This window comes from Bradyrhizobium sacchari (assembly GCF_002068095.1).
Taxonomy (GTDB): Bacteria; Pseudomonadota; Alphaproteobacteria; order Rhizobiales; family Xanthobacteraceae; genus Bradyrhizobium; species Bradyrhizobium sacchari.
Map to the genome: position 1 here is coordinate 515,811 of NZ_LWIG01000007.1, position 15,795 is coordinate 531,605.

14 protein-coding genes and 1 pseudogene are annotated in these 15,795 nt (G+C 64.7%); 7 read left to right on the plus strand and 8 right to left on the minus strand.

Annotated features, from left to right (window positions below; all coding sequences use genetic code 11):
- Nucleotides 1-103 precede the first annotated feature (103 nt).
- Nucleotides 104-925 carry a DUF2076 domain-containing protein gene (locus A5906_RS08890; protein ID WP_080134820.1) on the plus strand — a complete coding sequence of 274 codons (822 nt, stop codon included), beginning with the start codon at nucleotides 104-106 and terminating at the stop codon, nucleotides 923-925.
- 159 nt (nucleotides 926-1,084) lie between these two features.
- On the opposite strand, the gene A5906_RS08895 is transcribed toward A5906_RS08890, so the two are convergent.
- The gene (locus A5906_RS08895; protein ID WP_080134821.1) at nucleotides 1,085-1,885 is read right to left on the minus strand and encodes a L,D-transpeptidase family protein; all 801 of its coding nucleotides are present in this window, start codon (nucleotides 1,883-1,885) and stop codon (nucleotides 1,085-1,087) included.
- Between the two features lie 39 nt (nucleotides 1,886-1,924).
- On the opposite strand from A5906_RS08895, the gene A5906_RS42935 reads away from it, so the two are divergent.
- Nucleotides 1,925-2,125, plus strand: coding sequence for a hypothetical protein (locus A5906_RS42935; protein ID WP_167523536.1), 201 nt, complete (start codon nucleotides 1,925-1,927; stop codon nucleotides 2,123-2,125).
- A gap of 76 nt (nucleotides 2,126-2,201) precedes the next feature.
- On the plus strand, nucleotides 2,202-2,987 hold the full coding sequence (locus tag A5906_RS08900) for a protein phosphatase CheZ (RefSeq protein WP_080134822.1): 786 nt from the start codon (nucleotides 2,202-2,204) through the stop codon (nucleotides 2,985-2,987).
- 160 nt (nucleotides 2,988-3,147) lie between these two features.
- Here A5906_RS08900 and A5906_RS08905 read toward each other — a convergent pair whose 3' ends face one another.
- Nucleotides 3,148-3,669: a hypothetical protein gene (locus A5906_RS08905; RefSeq protein ID WP_063687171.1), complete on the minus strand. Its 522-nt coding sequence runs from the start codon at nucleotides 3,667-3,669 to the stop codon at nucleotides 3,148-3,150.
- A gap of 316 nt (nucleotides 3,670-3,985) precedes the next feature.
- Between A5906_RS08905 and A5906_RS08910 the strand changes: the two genes are divergently transcribed.
- The 3 genes from A5906_RS08910 (at nucleotide 3,986) to A5906_RS08920 (ending at nucleotide 7,495) form a co-directional block, all read left to right on the plus strand.
- The gene (locus A5906_RS08910; RefSeq protein WP_025033779.1) at nucleotides 3,986-4,282 is read left to right on the plus strand and encodes a co-chaperone GroES; all 297 of its coding nucleotides are present in this window, start codon (nucleotides 3,986-3,988) and stop codon (nucleotides 4,280-4,282) included.
- A gap of 170 nt (nucleotides 4,283-4,452) precedes the next feature.
- Nucleotides 4,453-6,084, plus strand: coding sequence for a chaperonin GroEL (groL, locus tag A5906_RS08915; RefSeq protein WP_080134823.1), 1,632 nt, complete (start codon nucleotides 4,453-4,455; stop codon nucleotides 6,082-6,084).
- A 199-nt stretch (nucleotides 6,085-6,283) separates the two neighbouring features.
- Nucleotides 6,284-7,495 (plus strand): hypothetical protein, encoded by a 1,212-nt coding sequence (locus A5906_RS08920; RefSeq protein WP_080134824.1) that lies wholly within the window; start codon nucleotides 6,284-6,286, stop codon nucleotides 7,493-7,495.
- Nucleotides 7,496-7,643: 148 nt separating this feature from the next.
- Here the strand turns inward: A5906_RS08920 and A5906_RS08925 are convergent, their stop codons facing one another.
- The gene (locus A5906_RS08925) at nucleotides 7,644-8,042 is read right to left on the minus strand and encodes an META domain-containing protein (protein WP_080134825.1); all 399 of its coding nucleotides are present in this window, start codon (nucleotides 8,040-8,042) and stop codon (nucleotides 7,644-7,646) included.
- A 135-nt stretch (nucleotides 8,043-8,177) separates the two neighbouring features.
- Nucleotides 8,178-9,842: an L-lactate permease gene (locus A5906_RS08930; protein WP_080134826.1), complete on the minus strand. Its 1,665-nt coding sequence runs from the start codon at nucleotides 9,840-9,842 to the stop codon at nucleotides 8,178-8,180.
- Nucleotides 9,843-10,156: 314 nt separating this feature from the next.
- On the opposite strand from A5906_RS08930, the gene A5906_RS08935 reads away from it, so the two are divergent.
- Complete coding sequence (locus tag A5906_RS08935; protein ID WP_080134827.1) at nucleotides 10,157-11,920, plus strand: ABC transporter ATP-binding protein/permease; 1,764 nt, start codon at nucleotides 10,157-10,159, stop codon at nucleotides 11,918-11,920.
- Between the two features lie 346 nt (nucleotides 11,921-12,266).
- Here A5906_RS08935 and A5906_RS08940 read toward each other — a convergent pair whose 3' ends face one another.
- From A5906_RS08940 to A5906_RS44145, 4 genes and pseudogenes are all read right to left on the minus strand, one after another.
- Complete coding sequence (locus A5906_RS08940; protein WP_080134828.1) at nucleotides 12,267-13,301, minus strand: TorF family putative porin; 1,035 nt, start codon at nucleotides 13,299-13,301, stop codon at nucleotides 12,267-12,269.
- 402 nt (nucleotides 13,302-13,703) lie between these two features.
- Nucleotides 13,704-14,069, minus strand: a complete 366-nt coding sequence (locus A5906_RS08945) for a histone (protein ID WP_080134829.1) — start codon at nucleotides 14,067-14,069, stop codon at nucleotides 13,704-13,706.
- A gap of 84 nt (nucleotides 14,070-14,153) precedes the next feature.
- On the minus strand, nucleotides 14,154-15,476 hold the full coding sequence (gene glcF / locus A5906_RS08950) for a glycolate oxidase subunit GlcF (RefSeq protein WP_080134830.1): 1,323 nt from the start codon (nucleotides 15,474-15,476) through the stop codon (nucleotides 14,154-14,156).
- A pseudogene (locus A5906_RS44145) lies at nucleotides 15,477-15,795 on the minus strand (2-hydroxy-acid oxidase); the annotation flags it as partial.

Below are 15,795 nucleotides of genomic sequence, written 5' to 3' on the forward strand. Positions count from 1 at the left end.
GGCAGCTTGTCGCATACGGAAATTTAATCCGGCCGGCACTGTTGGGGCCACATTGGAACCCTACATCTCCAGCGCGCTTGGTTTTGCGCGAAGGAGACAGATCATGACGCCGCAGGAACGCCAGCTCGTCGACGACCTTTTCGACCGGCTTTCAAAGCTGGAAAATGCACCTCGCGATCCCGACGCAATCGCCGCGATCTCCGACGGCCTGCGCAAGGCCCCCGGCGCAGTTTATGCGCTGGTGCAGACCACGTTGGTGCAGGACGAAGCGCTGAAGCGCGCCAATGCGCGCATCCAGGAGCTGGAAGCGGCCCATGCGCCCGAGCCGGCGCAGTCCGGCGGCTTCCTCGATACCATGCGTGACACGCTGTTCGGTGGCAGCCCGTCGCGGGGTTCGGTTCCGAACGTGCCGCCGCGTGAGCAGCGGCCGGTCTGGAACAGCGGCCAGGCGATGCAGCAGTCCCAGCCGGGCTATGGCGCGCCACCTCCCTATGGACAGGCGTATGGCCAAGGTCCGGCTCAAGGCTATGGCGCTCCGCCGGTCGGCGGTGGCGGCGGCTCGTTCCTCGGCACGGCGGCGGCGGCCGCGGCCGGCGTCGTGGGCGGCTCGCTGCTGCTCTCGAGCATCCGTGGCATGATGGGCGGAGGTCACCAGCAGGCTTTTGGCGACACCACGATCATCGAGGAGCGCGGTGGCGGTGGAAGCCCTTGGGGCGGCAGCGATCAGTCCGGCGGCTCGCTCGCGCGCGACGCCGGCCTCAATGACATCGGATCGAACCGCGACTCCCGTCAGGGCTTGTTCGACCAGGCCTCGAACGACCGTGACAACAACGACCAGAACTACGACGACGATCACGACGACAACATGGACATGGCCGACGACAGCGACTTCGGCAATGACGACGGCGGCAGCGACTACGCGTGACTTTTCCCCCTCTCCCCGTTCTTACGGGGAGAGGGTCGGGGTGAGGGGCTCTCTCCGCAATTGAGCGAGAGTTGGACTCGCGGAGACTCCCTCACCGGCATTGCATCTCCGATGCAATGCGGCCTCTCCCCGCAAGCGGGGAGAGGCGAAGCAAGAACCTCACATCACCACGACCTTGGTGCCGACATTGACGCGGCCGTAGAGGTCGATGACGTCCTCGTTGCGCATGCGGATGCAGCCGGAGGAAACGTTGGTGCCTATGGTCCAGGGCTCGTTGGAGCCGTGGATGCGGTAGAGCGTGGAGCCGAGATACATCGCACGGGCGCCCAGCGGATTTTCCGGGCCGCCTTCCATGTGCCGGGGCAGGTCGGGCCGGCGCGCGATCATTTCCGCCGGCGGGGTCCAGTCGGGCCATTCGCGCTTGGCGGTGATCGACTTCACGCCGGACCAGGTGAAGCCGGGACGCCCGACGCCGATGCCGTAGCGCATCGCCTTGCCGTTGCCCTCGACGAGATAGAGGAATTTGTTCGGCGTATCGACCACGATCGTGCCGGCACTTTCCTTGCCGCTATAGTCAACAACCTGTTTCTCGAATTTCGGATCGAACGGGCGCTGCCGCGGGTCGACCGCCTCCTGCTGGAGAGACGCACCCTGCATCTGCGGCTCGCCCATCGGCGGCAGACGGCGCTGGTCGTAATAGCCCGGCTGCTGCTGATACACCGGCTGCTCCGGCGCGTAGGCCGGACCGCGGCCCGGACCGTCGCCGAACAGGAACTCGATGAAGCCGCCGCCCATGTTCGCATTGGAGGCGACGCGCACCGGCGCCGGCGGCACGCGCGGCTGATAGAGCACCGCGGGCGGATCGTTCGGCACGGTGTTGTCGAAAGCGCCGGCGCCGCTGGTGCCGGCGATGAAGGTGCACGCGCTGCCGAGCAGCGCGACAGACATTTTCTTGAACATCGACGTACTCTGTACTGTTTCGTCTAGATCACACGCGTCATGCAGGGCTGGTGGCTGATCCGCGCCCGCGACGTGGTCAATAAAAAGCAAAAGCCGTTTTGTTTGGTAAACGTATCGGGCGTTTCGATTCACCACGTCGCGAGCGGGCCTGCAATTTGGCGATCAGCGTTTATTTTCGATGAACGCCGCGCGGCATGGTTAATCGCTCCTTTGCGCGCCGTCGCGCGCGACGGCGCATGACAGTTCCGGCTGTGAACTTCGTGTTAAATCGCTTCTGCCTACAAAGACGCGTGAGTGAGGTGGGGGGAGTATCCTGATGGCTGTTCACCGCAAACGTTTTCGTGTCGAGGATATCGCCGGTGGCGAGATGCCCATTCTAGACGTAACTGAAGAGGCAACTCCGATGCACAGCGAGATCATGGCCGAGCTGCGCGCGATCCGCGCCCAGATGGCGAAGGGCATCACGGCGGCCCCGCTGTCCGGCAGCGCCGCGATGGCGGCGATCGACGCGTCAACCGCGCATGAGCTGTCCGAAGCGCGCACCATGCTCGAGACCTACCGGGCGCAGATCGAGCAGTGCGAGAAGCTCAAGGTCGAGCTCGACCTCATCCACGACGCCATCGACCGCACCAAGCGCGAAATCGCGACCCTGCACGGCAAGAGCTTCGACGGCGGCGAGATGGCCAAGGTCAATGGCGAGCTCGGCGCGGTGGTCGGCGGCACCGAACAGGCGACCCAGCAGATCCTCGAAGCGGCCGAGTCGATCGACCAGGCCGCCAGCGCGATGTCCAAGGTGGACTCGGCCGACCAGCAGAAGCGGCTCGCCGACGACATCCAGGAACGCGTCATCTCGATTTTCGAAGCCTGCAACTTCCAGGACCTGACCGGCCAGCGCATCAGCAAGGTCATGACCACGATGAAGTTCATCGAGCAGCACATCAACGCGATGATGGACATCTGGGGCGGCGTCGATGCGATCAAAGCCCATGTGCCGGCGCCGGTCGACATGCGCAGCGACGACGAGAAGCTCCTCAACGGCCCCAAACTCGCCGGAGACGTCGGCCACGCCTCGCAGGACGACATCGACGCGCTGTTCGACTGAGCGGACGCGCGATACGGACAAAGCAAAACGCCGGCGAGAAGCCGGCGTTTTTGTTTGCCGTCATTGCGAGCGAAGCGAAGCAATCCAGACTATCACCCTGGAAAGACTCTGGATTGCTTCGCTACGCTCGCAATGACGAGTGGTTAGGCCAGCCCCCCTGTCACGCCCGCGGCGCGCAGCGGACGTAGACCATGTTGCCGTAGCGGGTGGCGGCGTCCTTGTCGATGAAGCGGGTGATGAGGACCCGGCCGTCGAACGAGACGATCTCGCGGTCCTGCTCTCCGGGGGTGGGACCCGCGGGGCCGATATAGTTCTTGCCGCTGGGCGAGCCCTTCAGCCGCAGCTCCTGCGGCGTCGCCTGGTCGGCCAGATGCATGATCACGCCGCCAGAGGAGCCGGCGGTGATCACGTAGGGATTCTTGCACTGGGCCCGCGCTGCGGCCTCGGTGCGGGCGCGGTCGGCCGGGTTCTGGAACGAGGCGAGGCCCCAGCGGCCGACGATCTCGTCGGCGCGGATGGTCGCCGGCATTTCCGGACCGGTGCCGGGCTCCGCCTCGGGCGGCGGGGACGAGGAGGAGAAGGACGGCAGGCTCATGCCGCCGCCACAGGCGCCAAGCAGCAGCGCCAGGCAAGAGGCAGCCGCCAGGTTGGCGACCGTGCGCGCGTGAGCTGAACTGATCATGGCATTCCCCCGAACAAGACCATGGCCGCACCCCTCCCGCAGCCAAGCGCAAAACCGCTGCCGGAGCAATGACGTCCTTTGACACGCCGACGCCCCGAACAAGTTTCCAATGCCACCATCCTATATCCGCCTCACCAATCGCTTAACCACCTTTGCTTGACAGGATCGCGGCCAAGCCATATTTCCGGGCGCACTATTAGCACTCGGAAAGCCCGATTGCTAAGCGCGCCGTTCGATCCTCGGGACGAGGGGAGAACGGAAGCGCCGCCCCACCCACTTCCGCTACTTCCGAAGCGAGCCTCCAAAGGGAAACGTCATGGCTAAATCCAAATTTCGTCCGCTGCATGACCGTGTCGTGGTCAAACGTATCGACGCCGAGGAAAAGACCAAGGGCGGCATTATCATTCCGGACACCGCCAAGGAAAAGCCGTCCCAGGGCGAGGTTGTCGCCGTCGGCCCCGGCGGCCGCGACGAGACCGGCAAGCTGATCCCGATCGACCTCAAGGTCGGCGACCGCGTGCTGTTCGGCAAGTGGTCGGGCACCGAGGTCAAGATCGACAATGAAGAGCTCCTGATCATGAAGGAGTCGGACATCATGGGCGTTCTGGCCTAAGGCCATCCGCCTGAACGGCCGCTGAATGCGCGACTGTCATGCCCGGGCCTGACCCGGGCATCCATCCTTCCTCACAAGATGATGGATTGCCGGGTCAAGCCCGGCAATGACGAAGGGAGCGCCGCACAGCACCAGACAAGACACATCACAAAACACAAGGGATTGCAGAAATGGCTGCCAAAGACGTCAAGTTTTCCGGAGAGGCGCGCGATCGCATGCTGCGCGGCGTCGACATTCTCGCCAACGCCGTCAAGGTGACGCTCGGCCCGAAGGGCCGCAACGTCGTCATCGAGAAGTCGTTCGGCGCGCCCCGCATCACCAAGGACGGCGTCACCGTCGCCAAGGAGATCGAGCTCGAGGACAAGTTCGAGAACATGGGCGCCCAGATGGTGCGTGAGGTCGCCTCCAAGACCAACGACCTCGCCGGCGACGGCACCACCACCGCGACCGTGCTGGCCCAGGCCATCGTGCGCGAAGGCGCCAAGGCGGTTGCCGCCGGCATGAACCCGATGGACCTCAAGCGCGGCATCGACACCGCGGTTGCCGCGGTCATCAAGGACATCGAGAAGCGCGCGAAGCCCGTTGCCGCCTCCTCCGAAGTCGCCCAGGTCGGCACCATCTCGGCCAACGGCGATGCCGCCATCGGCAAGATGATCGCCCAGGCGATGCAGAAGGTCGGCAACGAGGGCGTCATCACGGTCGAGGAGAACAAGTCGCTCGACACCGAGGTCGACATCGTCGAGGGCATGAAGTTCGACCGCGGCTATCTCAGCCCCTACTTCGTGACCAACGCCGAGAAGATGACCGCCGAGCTCGAGGACGCCTACATCCTCCTGCACGAGAAGAAGCTCTCGGGCCTGCAGGCCATGCTGCCGGTGCTCGAAGCCGTGGTGCAGTCGGGCAAGCCGCTCGTCATCATCGCCGAGGACGTCGAGGGTGAGGCGCTGGCCACCCTGGTCGTCAACCGCCTGCGCGGCGGCCTCAAGGTTGCCGCCGTGAAGGCGCCGGGCTTCGGTGACCGCCGCAAGGCCATGCTCGAGGACATCGCGATCCTCACCGGCGGCCAGCTGATCTCCGAGGAGCTCGGCATCAAGCTCGAGAACGTCACGGTGAAGATGCTCGGCCGCGCCAAGAAGGTGGTGATCGACAAGGAGAACACCACGATCGTGAACGGCGCCGGCAAGAAGCCTGACATCGAGGCCCGCGTCGGCCAGATCAAGGCGCAGATCGAGGAGACCACCTCGGACTACGACCGCGAGAAGCTGCAGGAACGCCTTGCCAAGCTCGCCGGCGGCGTCGCGGTGATCCGCGTCGGCGGCGCCACCGAGATCGAGGTCAAGGAGAAGAAGGACCGTGTCGAGGACGCGCTGAACGCCACCCGCGCCGCGGTGCAGGAAGGCATCGTCCCCGGCGGCGGCGTCGCGCTGCTCCGCGCCAAGAAGGCGGTCGGCCGTCTCACCAACGCCAATGACGACGTCCAGGCCGGCATCAACATCGTGCTGAAGGCGCTGGAAGCCCCGATCCGGCAGATCTCCGAGAACGCCGGCGTGGAAGGCTCGATCGTGGTCGGCAAGATCCTGGAGAACAAGTCCGAGACCTTCGGCTTCGACGCCCAGAACGAGGACTATGTCGACATGGTCGAGAAGGGCATCATCGACCCCGCCAAGGTGGTGCGCACCGCGCTGCAGGACGCCTCCTCCGTGGCCGGCCTCCTGGTGACCACCGAAGCCATGGTCGCCGAGCTGCCGAAGAAGGAAGCGCCGCCCGCGATGCCCGCCGGTGGCGGCATGGGCGGCTTCTGAGCCGTCCGTTCCGTTACAGCGACAACGAAGGCCGCCTCCGGGCGGCCTTCTTTTTTGCCGACGCTGCCCCCAAGCTTTCCGATTCAACCGGCGGCCAAAACCCACTACGGTGGCGCCGATTCTGATTGTTTGGCCATGATCCTCTCGGAAAACCGTCTCACTTTTCCAGATCATGCCCGTTGCCCGAGGATTTTCGTCGATGCGCCCGCTCCTGGTTTGTTCGACTGCCCTTCTGGCGGCTCTGCTCACCGCCTCGCCCGAAGTCGCCTCCGCCCAGATGAAATTGTCGCCCAAGGCCACGGCGCCCGGCGGAACCGAGACGCGCTATTTCACCTCGATCGACGGGCTGATGGACGGCAATGCCGACGTGATCCTGAAGGAGACGCGGCAGGGTAAGACGGTGACGGCGGCCGTGCTCGACGTCTGTTACCCCATTGCGAAGAATTCCGAGCGCAAGGACCGCTTCGTCGTCAATCTCCAGGTCGCCGGCCAGACGCTGACCGGTACGACGCAGAGCATCGGTGAGAAGGCGCCGGTCGTGGTGAAGCTGCTGCGCAAGCAGGCCGGCGACACGTTCGAATTCCGCGGCCAGATCAGCATTGGGCAGGCGGTGACGGAGGTCACCTCGTCCGACAATTCCGATCTCAGCGAGAAGGAGTTTCAGGACAACCAGACCTCCGATGACGGCATCACGCCGCAGCCGAAGGATTTCACCGACGTCTCGCCGGAGGCGATCGCGGTGAAGGTCAAGCTCGATGCGGCGACCGAGTTCCTGAAGAGCCTGAAGGGCCAGGCGGTCGAGGTGACGCTGGCGAGCCTCAATGTCGGCTGCGACGCGCTGCGCGCCGGCGAGCAGACCATCAACATGTCGGTCGACCCGGAGCGCGCAGCCGCGCTGCTGGCAAAATTCAAGGCGATGCCGGGCGTCACCGCGGCAGGCTGGACCGCCGGTATGACCGAGATGGACCGCACCATCCGCTTCGCCGCCGCCGACTGGCGCGACGGCGACAAGATCAATCGCGACAAGCTCGCGGCCACGATTGCGGGCGTGCTGAGCAAGACGCTGGCGGCCAAGCCGGTGTCGCAAGGCTTCAACCCGGCGACCGGCAAGCTCAAGCTGGTGTTCAAGCGGCCGAACCAGGATCATCCGGCGCTCGAGCTCACCGACACGATCGAGGTCGCAGGGCTCGTCTCGCCCGACAAGCCCGGCACCACTGACAAGCTGATGCTCTGGATCGGCAGCCCCGCGACCACGACCGCCGACGAGAGCAGCGGCGCCAAGCTCAACCTCTCCGACGAAGCCTCAGCCGACGAGGAAGGCGATCAGCCCGACGACAACGGCTCGGTCGAGGCGCTCGTCAAGGAGCTGAAGGGCCAGCGCTGGGACGCCGACAAATCGGTGTGGAAGTGACGCGCTGAACCATCGTGCCCCGGACGCAGCGCGGACGCGCTGCAGAGCCGCGGCCCAGAAGCCACAAGCAAAGGCCGGATCGATAGGCTGGGTCCCGGCTCTGCGGCGCAGCGCTTGCGCGCTACGCCTTGTGTGGGAAGCGCGAGACCTAATTCCCGTTGACGCGAAAGCGCAGAGGCTTGAGGCCGAGCAGCGTCAGCACGTCGCCCTGGCGTTTCCAGGTCTCGACGCTGCCGAGCGCCGCAACGAGTTCATCGTCGGCCTGGGCCTTGGCCGGCGGGCAGGACCGGTCCTGGATCTGGCCGGGGACGAAGATCACGGTGTTGCCGGCGACCGAGAACTGGCCCTTGCCGCCCTTGCACCAGAGCTCGAGCACGACCTCGCCATTGTCGCCGATCTCGATGTTCGGAATTCGCTTCGAGCCTGCTTGCGGCAACGCCTCCAGCGTCATCTCGGTGCCGAACGGAAAACCGTCCTCGGCGCGCGCGAGCGTGGACATCGCCAGCATTGCAACCGCAGCGCACACCATCTGCCTGAGCGAAACCATGAAACCTCTCGAAACGACCTGATTTGCCGCACTTTCTATAAGACGGCGGCGTCATTGAGAAGGTTCGCCTGCGGCCGATGTGAAAATCCCCGCAGGAGGCGGAGCCCCGCGGGGATTTTCGTCGAAGCATGGCTGCTACTTCAGGACCATTGCCGTGAACGGCCAGACATAGGCCTGCAACGTCACGAGCACACCGACGAGACAGGCCAGCACGATCGAGTGCCAGAACACGAAGCGCAGGATCGTGCCCTCGTGGCCGTACCAGTTGGTGGCGGTGGAGGCGACCACGATCGACTGCGCGTCGATCATCTTGCCCATCACGCCGCCGGAGGAATTGGCCGCGCCCATCAGGATCGGCGACAGGCCGAGCTGTTCGGAGGTGATCTTCTGCAGGTTTCCGAACAGCACGTTGGAGGCGGTGTCCGATCCCGTCAGCGCCACGCCGAGCCAGCCGAGCAGCGTGCCGAAGAAAGGATAGAGCACGCCGGTCGCGGCGAAGGCGAGACCGAGCGTCGCGTCGACGCCGGAGAGCCGCGTCAGCGTGCCGATCGCGAGCATCGCCGAGATCGTGATCAGCGAGATCGCGCACAGGCGGATGGTGCGGCCGTATTCGGCCACCAGCTTGCCGGGACCAACGCCCATCAGGAAGCCCGAGATGATCGCGGCGATCAGCATGCCCGTGCCGGTAAAGGACAGGTAGGTGAAGGCGAACACCGCGCTCTCCTTGGTCGGCCCGGGCGCGACCGGCGGCATCTTGTTGATCATCTGATGCAGCTCGGGAACCGGATAGTTCCAAACGAAGATCGAGTTCGCCCAGCCCTTGAAGGCGCCGTTGCCCCAGACCAGCATCACGATGCACACCATGATCCACGGCAGCAGCGCGCTGAACAGCTCGCTCTGGGTAAGCGGCGTCTTGTCGAGCGGCTTGGCCGCCGCCATCGTCGCGGCCGATTCATCGTGGCCGCGCAGCGCCGGCGACAGCCAGAGCTGCCTCGGCTGCCACACCTTCAGGAACAGGATCAGCGCGCCCATCGAGATCAGCGACGCACCGATGTCGACGATCCACGGATTGATGAAGTTCGAGATCACGAATTGCGGGATCGCGAACGACACGCCGGTGACGAGGATCGCCGGCCAGACGTCCTTCATGCCCTTCCAGCCCGCGAACGCCCACACCACCCAGAACGGGACGATCAGCGAGAAGAACGGCAATTGCCGGCCGACCATCGCGCCGAGGATGTAGGGATCGAGCCCGGTGACCGAGGCAAGGCCCTGGATCGGCGTGCCCAGCGCGCCATAGGCGACCGGCGCGGTGTTGGCGATCAGGGACAGGCCCGACGCCGCGAGCGGCGAAAAGCCGAGGCCGATCAGCACTGCGCCGGTGATCGCAACCGGCGTACCGAAGCCCGAAGCGCCCTCGAAGAACGCGCCGAACGAGAACGCGATCAGCAGCAATTGCAGCCGCCGGTCCTCGGTGACGCCGCCGACCGCGCGTTTCAGGAGTTCGAAGCGTCCGGTCGCCACCGTCACCTGGTAGAGAAAGATGACGTTGAGGACGATCCAGCCGATCGGGAAGAAGCCGGTCACGACGCCGAGGATCGAGGCGCGGATCGACATGTTCGCCGGCATGGTGAAGACGAAGATCGTGATCAGGTTGGTCACGATCACGGCGATGACAGCCGCGATATGCGCCTGGACGCGCCCGCTCGCGATCAGGACCAGCAGCGTGACGACGGGGATCGCCGCCGCGATCGTCGACAGCACCGGACTGTGCAGCGGATCATAAATTTGATTCCACATGGTCTTCCTCCCCCACGCATGTTTGCGGCAGACGGCCCGCGTGGAGAGCCGATCCTGCTTTTCGCTGAAAGCGATAACCCCCGAGTTGGACGCGAATTCCTCGCGAATGCGGCGGTTCCCCTCCGCTCACAAGCTCGCGAAATCCCGAAGCACCCCGCCCCGCGCCGTCGAGCCCCATGCTAGGGTTGCAAGCTGCGACAAGCCAACGCAAATTGCACAGCTTGCGACTTTAGTCTAAGCGGGCCCATTTTCGTCATTGCCTCAGGTCCTTGGCTCCGGGCATTTGTGCACATCCCTCGAGGAGACAGAGCTCTGTGAACAACATCCGCGCCACGCTCGCGATCGTCTGGCGAATCGCCGTGCCCTATTTCCGATCCGAGGACAAATGGGCCGGCTGCGGCCTTCTCGGCGCCGTCATTGCCATGGAGCTGGCGCTGGTCGCGATCGACGTGCTGGTGAACCAATGGCAGAACAGGTTCTACAGCGCTCTGCAGGCGAGCGACTGGGACGCGTTCGTCACGCAGATCTGGATCTTCGTCGGCCTCGCCTCCACCTATATCGCGCTGGCGGTCTACAAGCTGTACCTGAACCAGTGGCTCCAGATCCGCTGGCGGCAATGGCTGACCCGGCACTATCTCGGCGAATGGCTCGAGAACGCGACGCACTACCGTATGCAGCTCAAGGGCGACGCGGCCGACAACCCGGACCAGCGCATCACCGAAGACGTCAAGAACTTCGTCGAGCAGACCTTGACGATCGGGCTCGGCCTGCTCTCCTCGATCGTGACGCTGTTCTCCTTCGTGATCATCCTCTGGGGCCTGTCCAACGCTGCGCCGCTGCACCTGTTCGGCACCGACCTCATGATCCCCGGCTATCTGTGCTGGGGCGCGCTGATTTACGCGATCTTCGGCACTGCGCTGACGCACTGGATCGGCAGCCCGCTGGTGAACCTCAATTTCGAACAGCAGCGCTACGAGGCCGACTTCCGCTTCAACCTCGTCCGCGTCCGCGAGAACTCCGAGCAGATCGCGCTGCTCAAGGGCGAAGGCGCCGAACGCGGCCGGCTGCTGGACCGCTTCGGCTTCGTGATCGGCAACTGGTACGCGATCATGAGCCGGACCAAGCGGCTCACCGCGTTCACGGCGAGCTATCAGCAGGCCGCCGTGATCTTTCCCTATGTGCTGGTGGCACCTGCCTTCTTCGCCAAGAAGATCCAGCTCGGCGACATGATGCAGACCGCATCCGCCTTCTCCAGCGTACAGGGCGCGTTGTCGTTCTTCGTCACGGCTTATCGGTCACTGGCGGAATGGCGCGCAATCGTCGCGCGCCTCGACGGCTTCGAGATGTCGGTCGCTTCCTCCGCAAACTTGCCGGCGCATGAGCCTGCGATCGCCCTTGCGGCTACGGGCAGCAGCCGCACCATCGCCCTCGAGCAGCTATGCGTGAACCTGCCCAACGGCGCGCCGCTGGTCGCCGCCGATGCCTTTGCCATCCAGCCTTCGGAGCGCGTGCTGGTGACCGGGCCGTCCGGCTCCGGCAAGTCGACGCTGTTCCGGGCTATCGCGGGGATCTGGCCGTTCGGCACCGGTACCATCCTCGTTCCCGAAAAGGCCCGGCTGATGATGCTGCCGCAGCGCCCCTATTTCCCCGTCGGTGCGCTGCGCGACGCCGTGGTCTATCCGGCAAAGCCCGATACATTCGAGGCCGCCCGCGTCAGGGACACACTGATCGCGGTCGGGCTGACGAACCTCGCCGGACGGCTCGACGAGGATGGTCACTGGAACCGGATGCTGTCGCTTGGCGAGCAGCAGCGGCTGGGCCTCGCCCGCGCGCTGCTGCACGCGCCCGACTATCTCTTCCTGGACGAGGCCACCGCCTCGCTGGACGAGCCGTCCGAGGCGCGGCTGTACCGGTTGCTGGCGGAAAAGCTGCCGCACGCCACCATCGTCTCGATCGGGCACCGCTCGACGCTCGACGTCTTCCACACCCGCAAGGTGGCGATGAGGCAGGACGGCGAGATCCACGTCCTGGGCAACGACGGCGCGCCGGCCGAGAAGGAGACGAGTACGGCCGGTTGAGAAGCGAGGGGCTCCCTCGCGGGCGGTCGCGTCGAAAGAACCGGATGGGCGGCTCCCTTGCGATCTTGGGGACGTCCCCAACTCGGCCTCGTCATTGCGAGGAGCCCTTGCGACGAAGCAATCCAGACCACCTCGGCAGACAGATTCTGGATTGCTTCGCTGCGCTCGCAATGACGGAGTGTGAGGCAGCGGCGCGGCTCTCACGGCTCGCAGTTCGAGCCCCAGTCGCAGCTTTGTAATCTCTTGACGATCCCCCGCCGCAAAGGCCGTCCCTGGCTCACCCAGGCCCCAAAGCAAAAGGGCGGCAGGTTGCCCCGCCGCCCTCGAAGTCGTCTCGGGAAGAAACTTACTTCAGGTTGCTCATCGCCGTCAGGTCGAACGAGAGCTTGGCGATACCGGTGGCACCGCACCAGTTGGAGCCGACGCCCGACGGGTTGATGCTGCTGTAGCTGCTGCTGAAGCGGGCGGTGAAGTCGCTGGTGAAGGCGTTGCAATTGGCCTTCGACAGGTTCGTGTCGGAGTAGCGCAGATCCAGCGTGAACACCTTGTAGGTAAAGCCGACGCCGATATTCCAGGTGTTGTAATCGGCGTAGTGGATGCCATTCGGGAAGAACGGACCGACATAGCCAGGACCGGCCGCCAGTGGGCTCGTGCCGTAGAACGCGTCGGTGGTGCCGAACCACTGCCGGCCGAACTCACCCGAGGCATACATGCCGACCCCGCTCGCGCCAAAGATCGTGCTCGGCGCGGTCCACTTGGCAGTGACCGAGGTGTAGTTGCCCCAGGCGCCGGAGTTCAGGAAGCTCGGCGTGTAATACTCGGTGACGCCGAACGCCCAGTTGTCATTCACCGTGTAATTGAACTTGCCGTAGACTTCGAAGAAGCTGACGTCCTTCTTCAGCACGTTGCCGTTGGCAATGAAGATCGTGTTGGTATCGACCGGGCACACGCCGCCGCCGGGGATGCCGCCGGTCAAGCTCGTGCCGTCGGCGCAGCTTCCACCCGGATACAGGTAGCCCCAGACACCGATGTCGAACGCGAAAGCGCCGAAGGTCGGACGGATACCGCCGTAGATATCGACTTCGGCCGCAGCCCGGTTCGGGAACGAGATGCTCTCGGCCGACACACCGACGTAAAGCTGGAGGTCCTTGGTGACGTTGTAGCGCGGTTCGAAATAGGCTGCGACGGACGGCTTGTGGTTGGACTGGGTCACACCACGGAACACGTAATCGCTCATGATGGCGGCGCCGAAGGCGACATCCCAAGGATCGAAAGCAACCACCGGCGGGGCCTTCTTGGCTTTCACTGCCATGTCTGCCGCGAAAGCCGAACCCGTCGTCACCATTGCCAGCGCCGTTGCCAACAAAGCCACTTTTTTCATTTCGATCCCCATCACCAGTTTACCCAGTCGGATCCCGGAAGCCCCCCGGGCGCGCACGACCTATCTGCAAAATTGCGTTACTGCGACAATCTGGAGCGGGGGACGCGAACCGTGAAGCAAAAAGCGCGGGCATCTGCCGACTTTTTAGGCGATTTGAGCCTTCAGCGAAATGTTGTCAGCCCTGTGTGGCTTCTAGATCACATTATTTGCATTCCAAAGTGCACAAGCAGACCGGGGAAGTACGGAAGTCTCCGGCCGCGTGGTGCCAGGGCCACGAATCAACCCCGCGCAGGGAGCGGATTGCTTCCGACTCTCATCCGGCGATGCAAAAAGGCCGCAGCGTCACCGCCACGGCCATTCTGCTTGCAAATCTTCCAAGAGATCGGGAAGGGTACCCTCGGCCTAGCCCTGCCCCTCGGCCGGCGTCGGCTCCGCAGAAGACGAAGGCATCGCCCAGCTCGTCTCGGCGACAGGCTCGGAAGCCGGAGCTGGGGCCGGCGCTGAGGGCTTCGGCGCGGGCGCTGCCTTCGCCTTCTTCGGTGCCGCTTTCTTTGCAGTCTTCTTGGCGGCTTTCTTCGGCGCTGCCTTCTTGGCCGCGGCCTTCTTTGCTGTCTTCTTGGCAGCCTTCTTCGGGGCGGCCTTCTTCGCAGATTTCTTGGCAGACTTCTTCGCGGCCTTCTTGGCGGCCTTCTTCGTCGCCTTCTTCGCCGCTACAGCCTTCTTGGCCTTTTTGGCCTTCTTGCTTTTCTTCTTCTTCGCTTTCGCCATCGTGGTCCTCCTGTTGCCGCCGAACAATGGTCGATCGGGCGCCTTCAGTCGTCACCTCGGGAGGAAAGCTCAGGCCTTGAAAGCTCAAACTTGCGCGTTCAATGCCGGCCGCGACCCGCCCGTAGCCCAATCGAGAAGCTCAATCGTGTGTACGACCGGAACTGACGTGCCACTGGCAATCTGCACCATGCAGCCGATATTGCCCGCGGCAATCATGTCCGGCTTGAGGCTCGCGATGTTGGCGACCTTGCGATCGCGCAACCGGCCCGCAAGCTCGGGCTGGAGAATGTTGTAGGTCCCCGCCGAGCCGCAACACAAATGGCTCTCGGGGACATCTTTCACCACGAATCCATTCTTGGAAAGCAATTCTTTCGGAAGGCCCGTGATTTTCTGTCCGTGCTGCAACGAACATGCGGAGTGATAAGCGACGACGATGTCGTCCTGCCGCGTGCTCGGTGCAAGATCGAGACCGGCGACGTACTCGATGACGTCCTTGGCGAGCGCGGACACCTTCGCCGCATCAGCCGCGAACGCAGCGTCCTCGCGCAGCAGATAGCCATAGTCCTTGATGACCGTGCCGCAGCCGGAGGTCGTCACCAGGATGGCGTCGAGCCCCTCGCCGGCCGCCTCCGCGCTCCACGCCGCGACGTTGGCACGCGCGCGCGCCAACGCGTCGCGGTCGTTGCCGAGGTGATGGGTCAGCGCCCCGCAGCACTGCTCGTCCCGAACCAGCACAACTTCGATGCCGTGGCGGGTCAGCAGGCTGATGGCGGCCTGGTTGATGCGCGGCGCCAGCACCTGCTGGGCACAGCCCTGGAGCAGCGCGACCCGGCCGCGCTTCTTGCCGAGGGCTGCGAACACGCTGCCTGGAAGCGGCCCCGGTGGCGGCAGCCGCTGAGGGGCCAGCGCCAGCATTGCCTTGATGCGCTGGACCAGGCCGGGCGTGGCCGAGGGCCGCGGCGTCGGCAGGAACACGGCGAGCGGACGAGCCAGCCGCGCCAGCACCATGCTGATGCGGAAGCGCTGCGGGTCCGGCAGGACGAAGGCCAGCACCTGGCGCAGAAGGCGCTCGGCCAGCGGTCGTTGATAGCGCTGCTCGATCCTGACCCGGGCCTGGTCGACGAGGTGCATGTAGTTCACCCCGGAGGGGCAGGTCGTCATGCAGGCCAGGCACGACAAGCAGCGATCGACATGCTTGACCACCTCGGCCGTCGGGGTCTCGTCCTTCTCCAGCATCTCCTTGATCAGATAGATGCGGCCGCGCGGGCTATCGAGCTCGTCGCCGAGCAGCACATAGGTCGGACAGGTTGCAGTGCAGAAGCCACAATGGACGCAAGCGCGCAGGATCTTGTCGGCTTCCGCGATATCGGGATTGGCGAGCTGCGCGAGTGAGAATTCGGTCTTCATTCAGCAAGCGCCCCGGCTCAAGCGTCCCCGGTTGAGAATGGTCTTCGGATCGAAACTGGCGCGCACCCGCTCGCTCAGGGCGGCGATGCCCGGCGCCTGCGGATGGAACACGTCGACCTCGCGCCTGACATCCTCGGCCGCCCGGATCAGCGTGGCGTGCCCCCCAACCGCATTCGCGCATGCGCGCACGACGGGGGCATGCGCGTCGGCCTTCGGCGGCAACGCGGCCCAGATCAATCCGCCGCCCCAATCATAGATCACGTCGCCCCCGGTCTCGCGCGCCAATTGCGTGCCGAGCGCCGCACCCGATGCCGGCGGG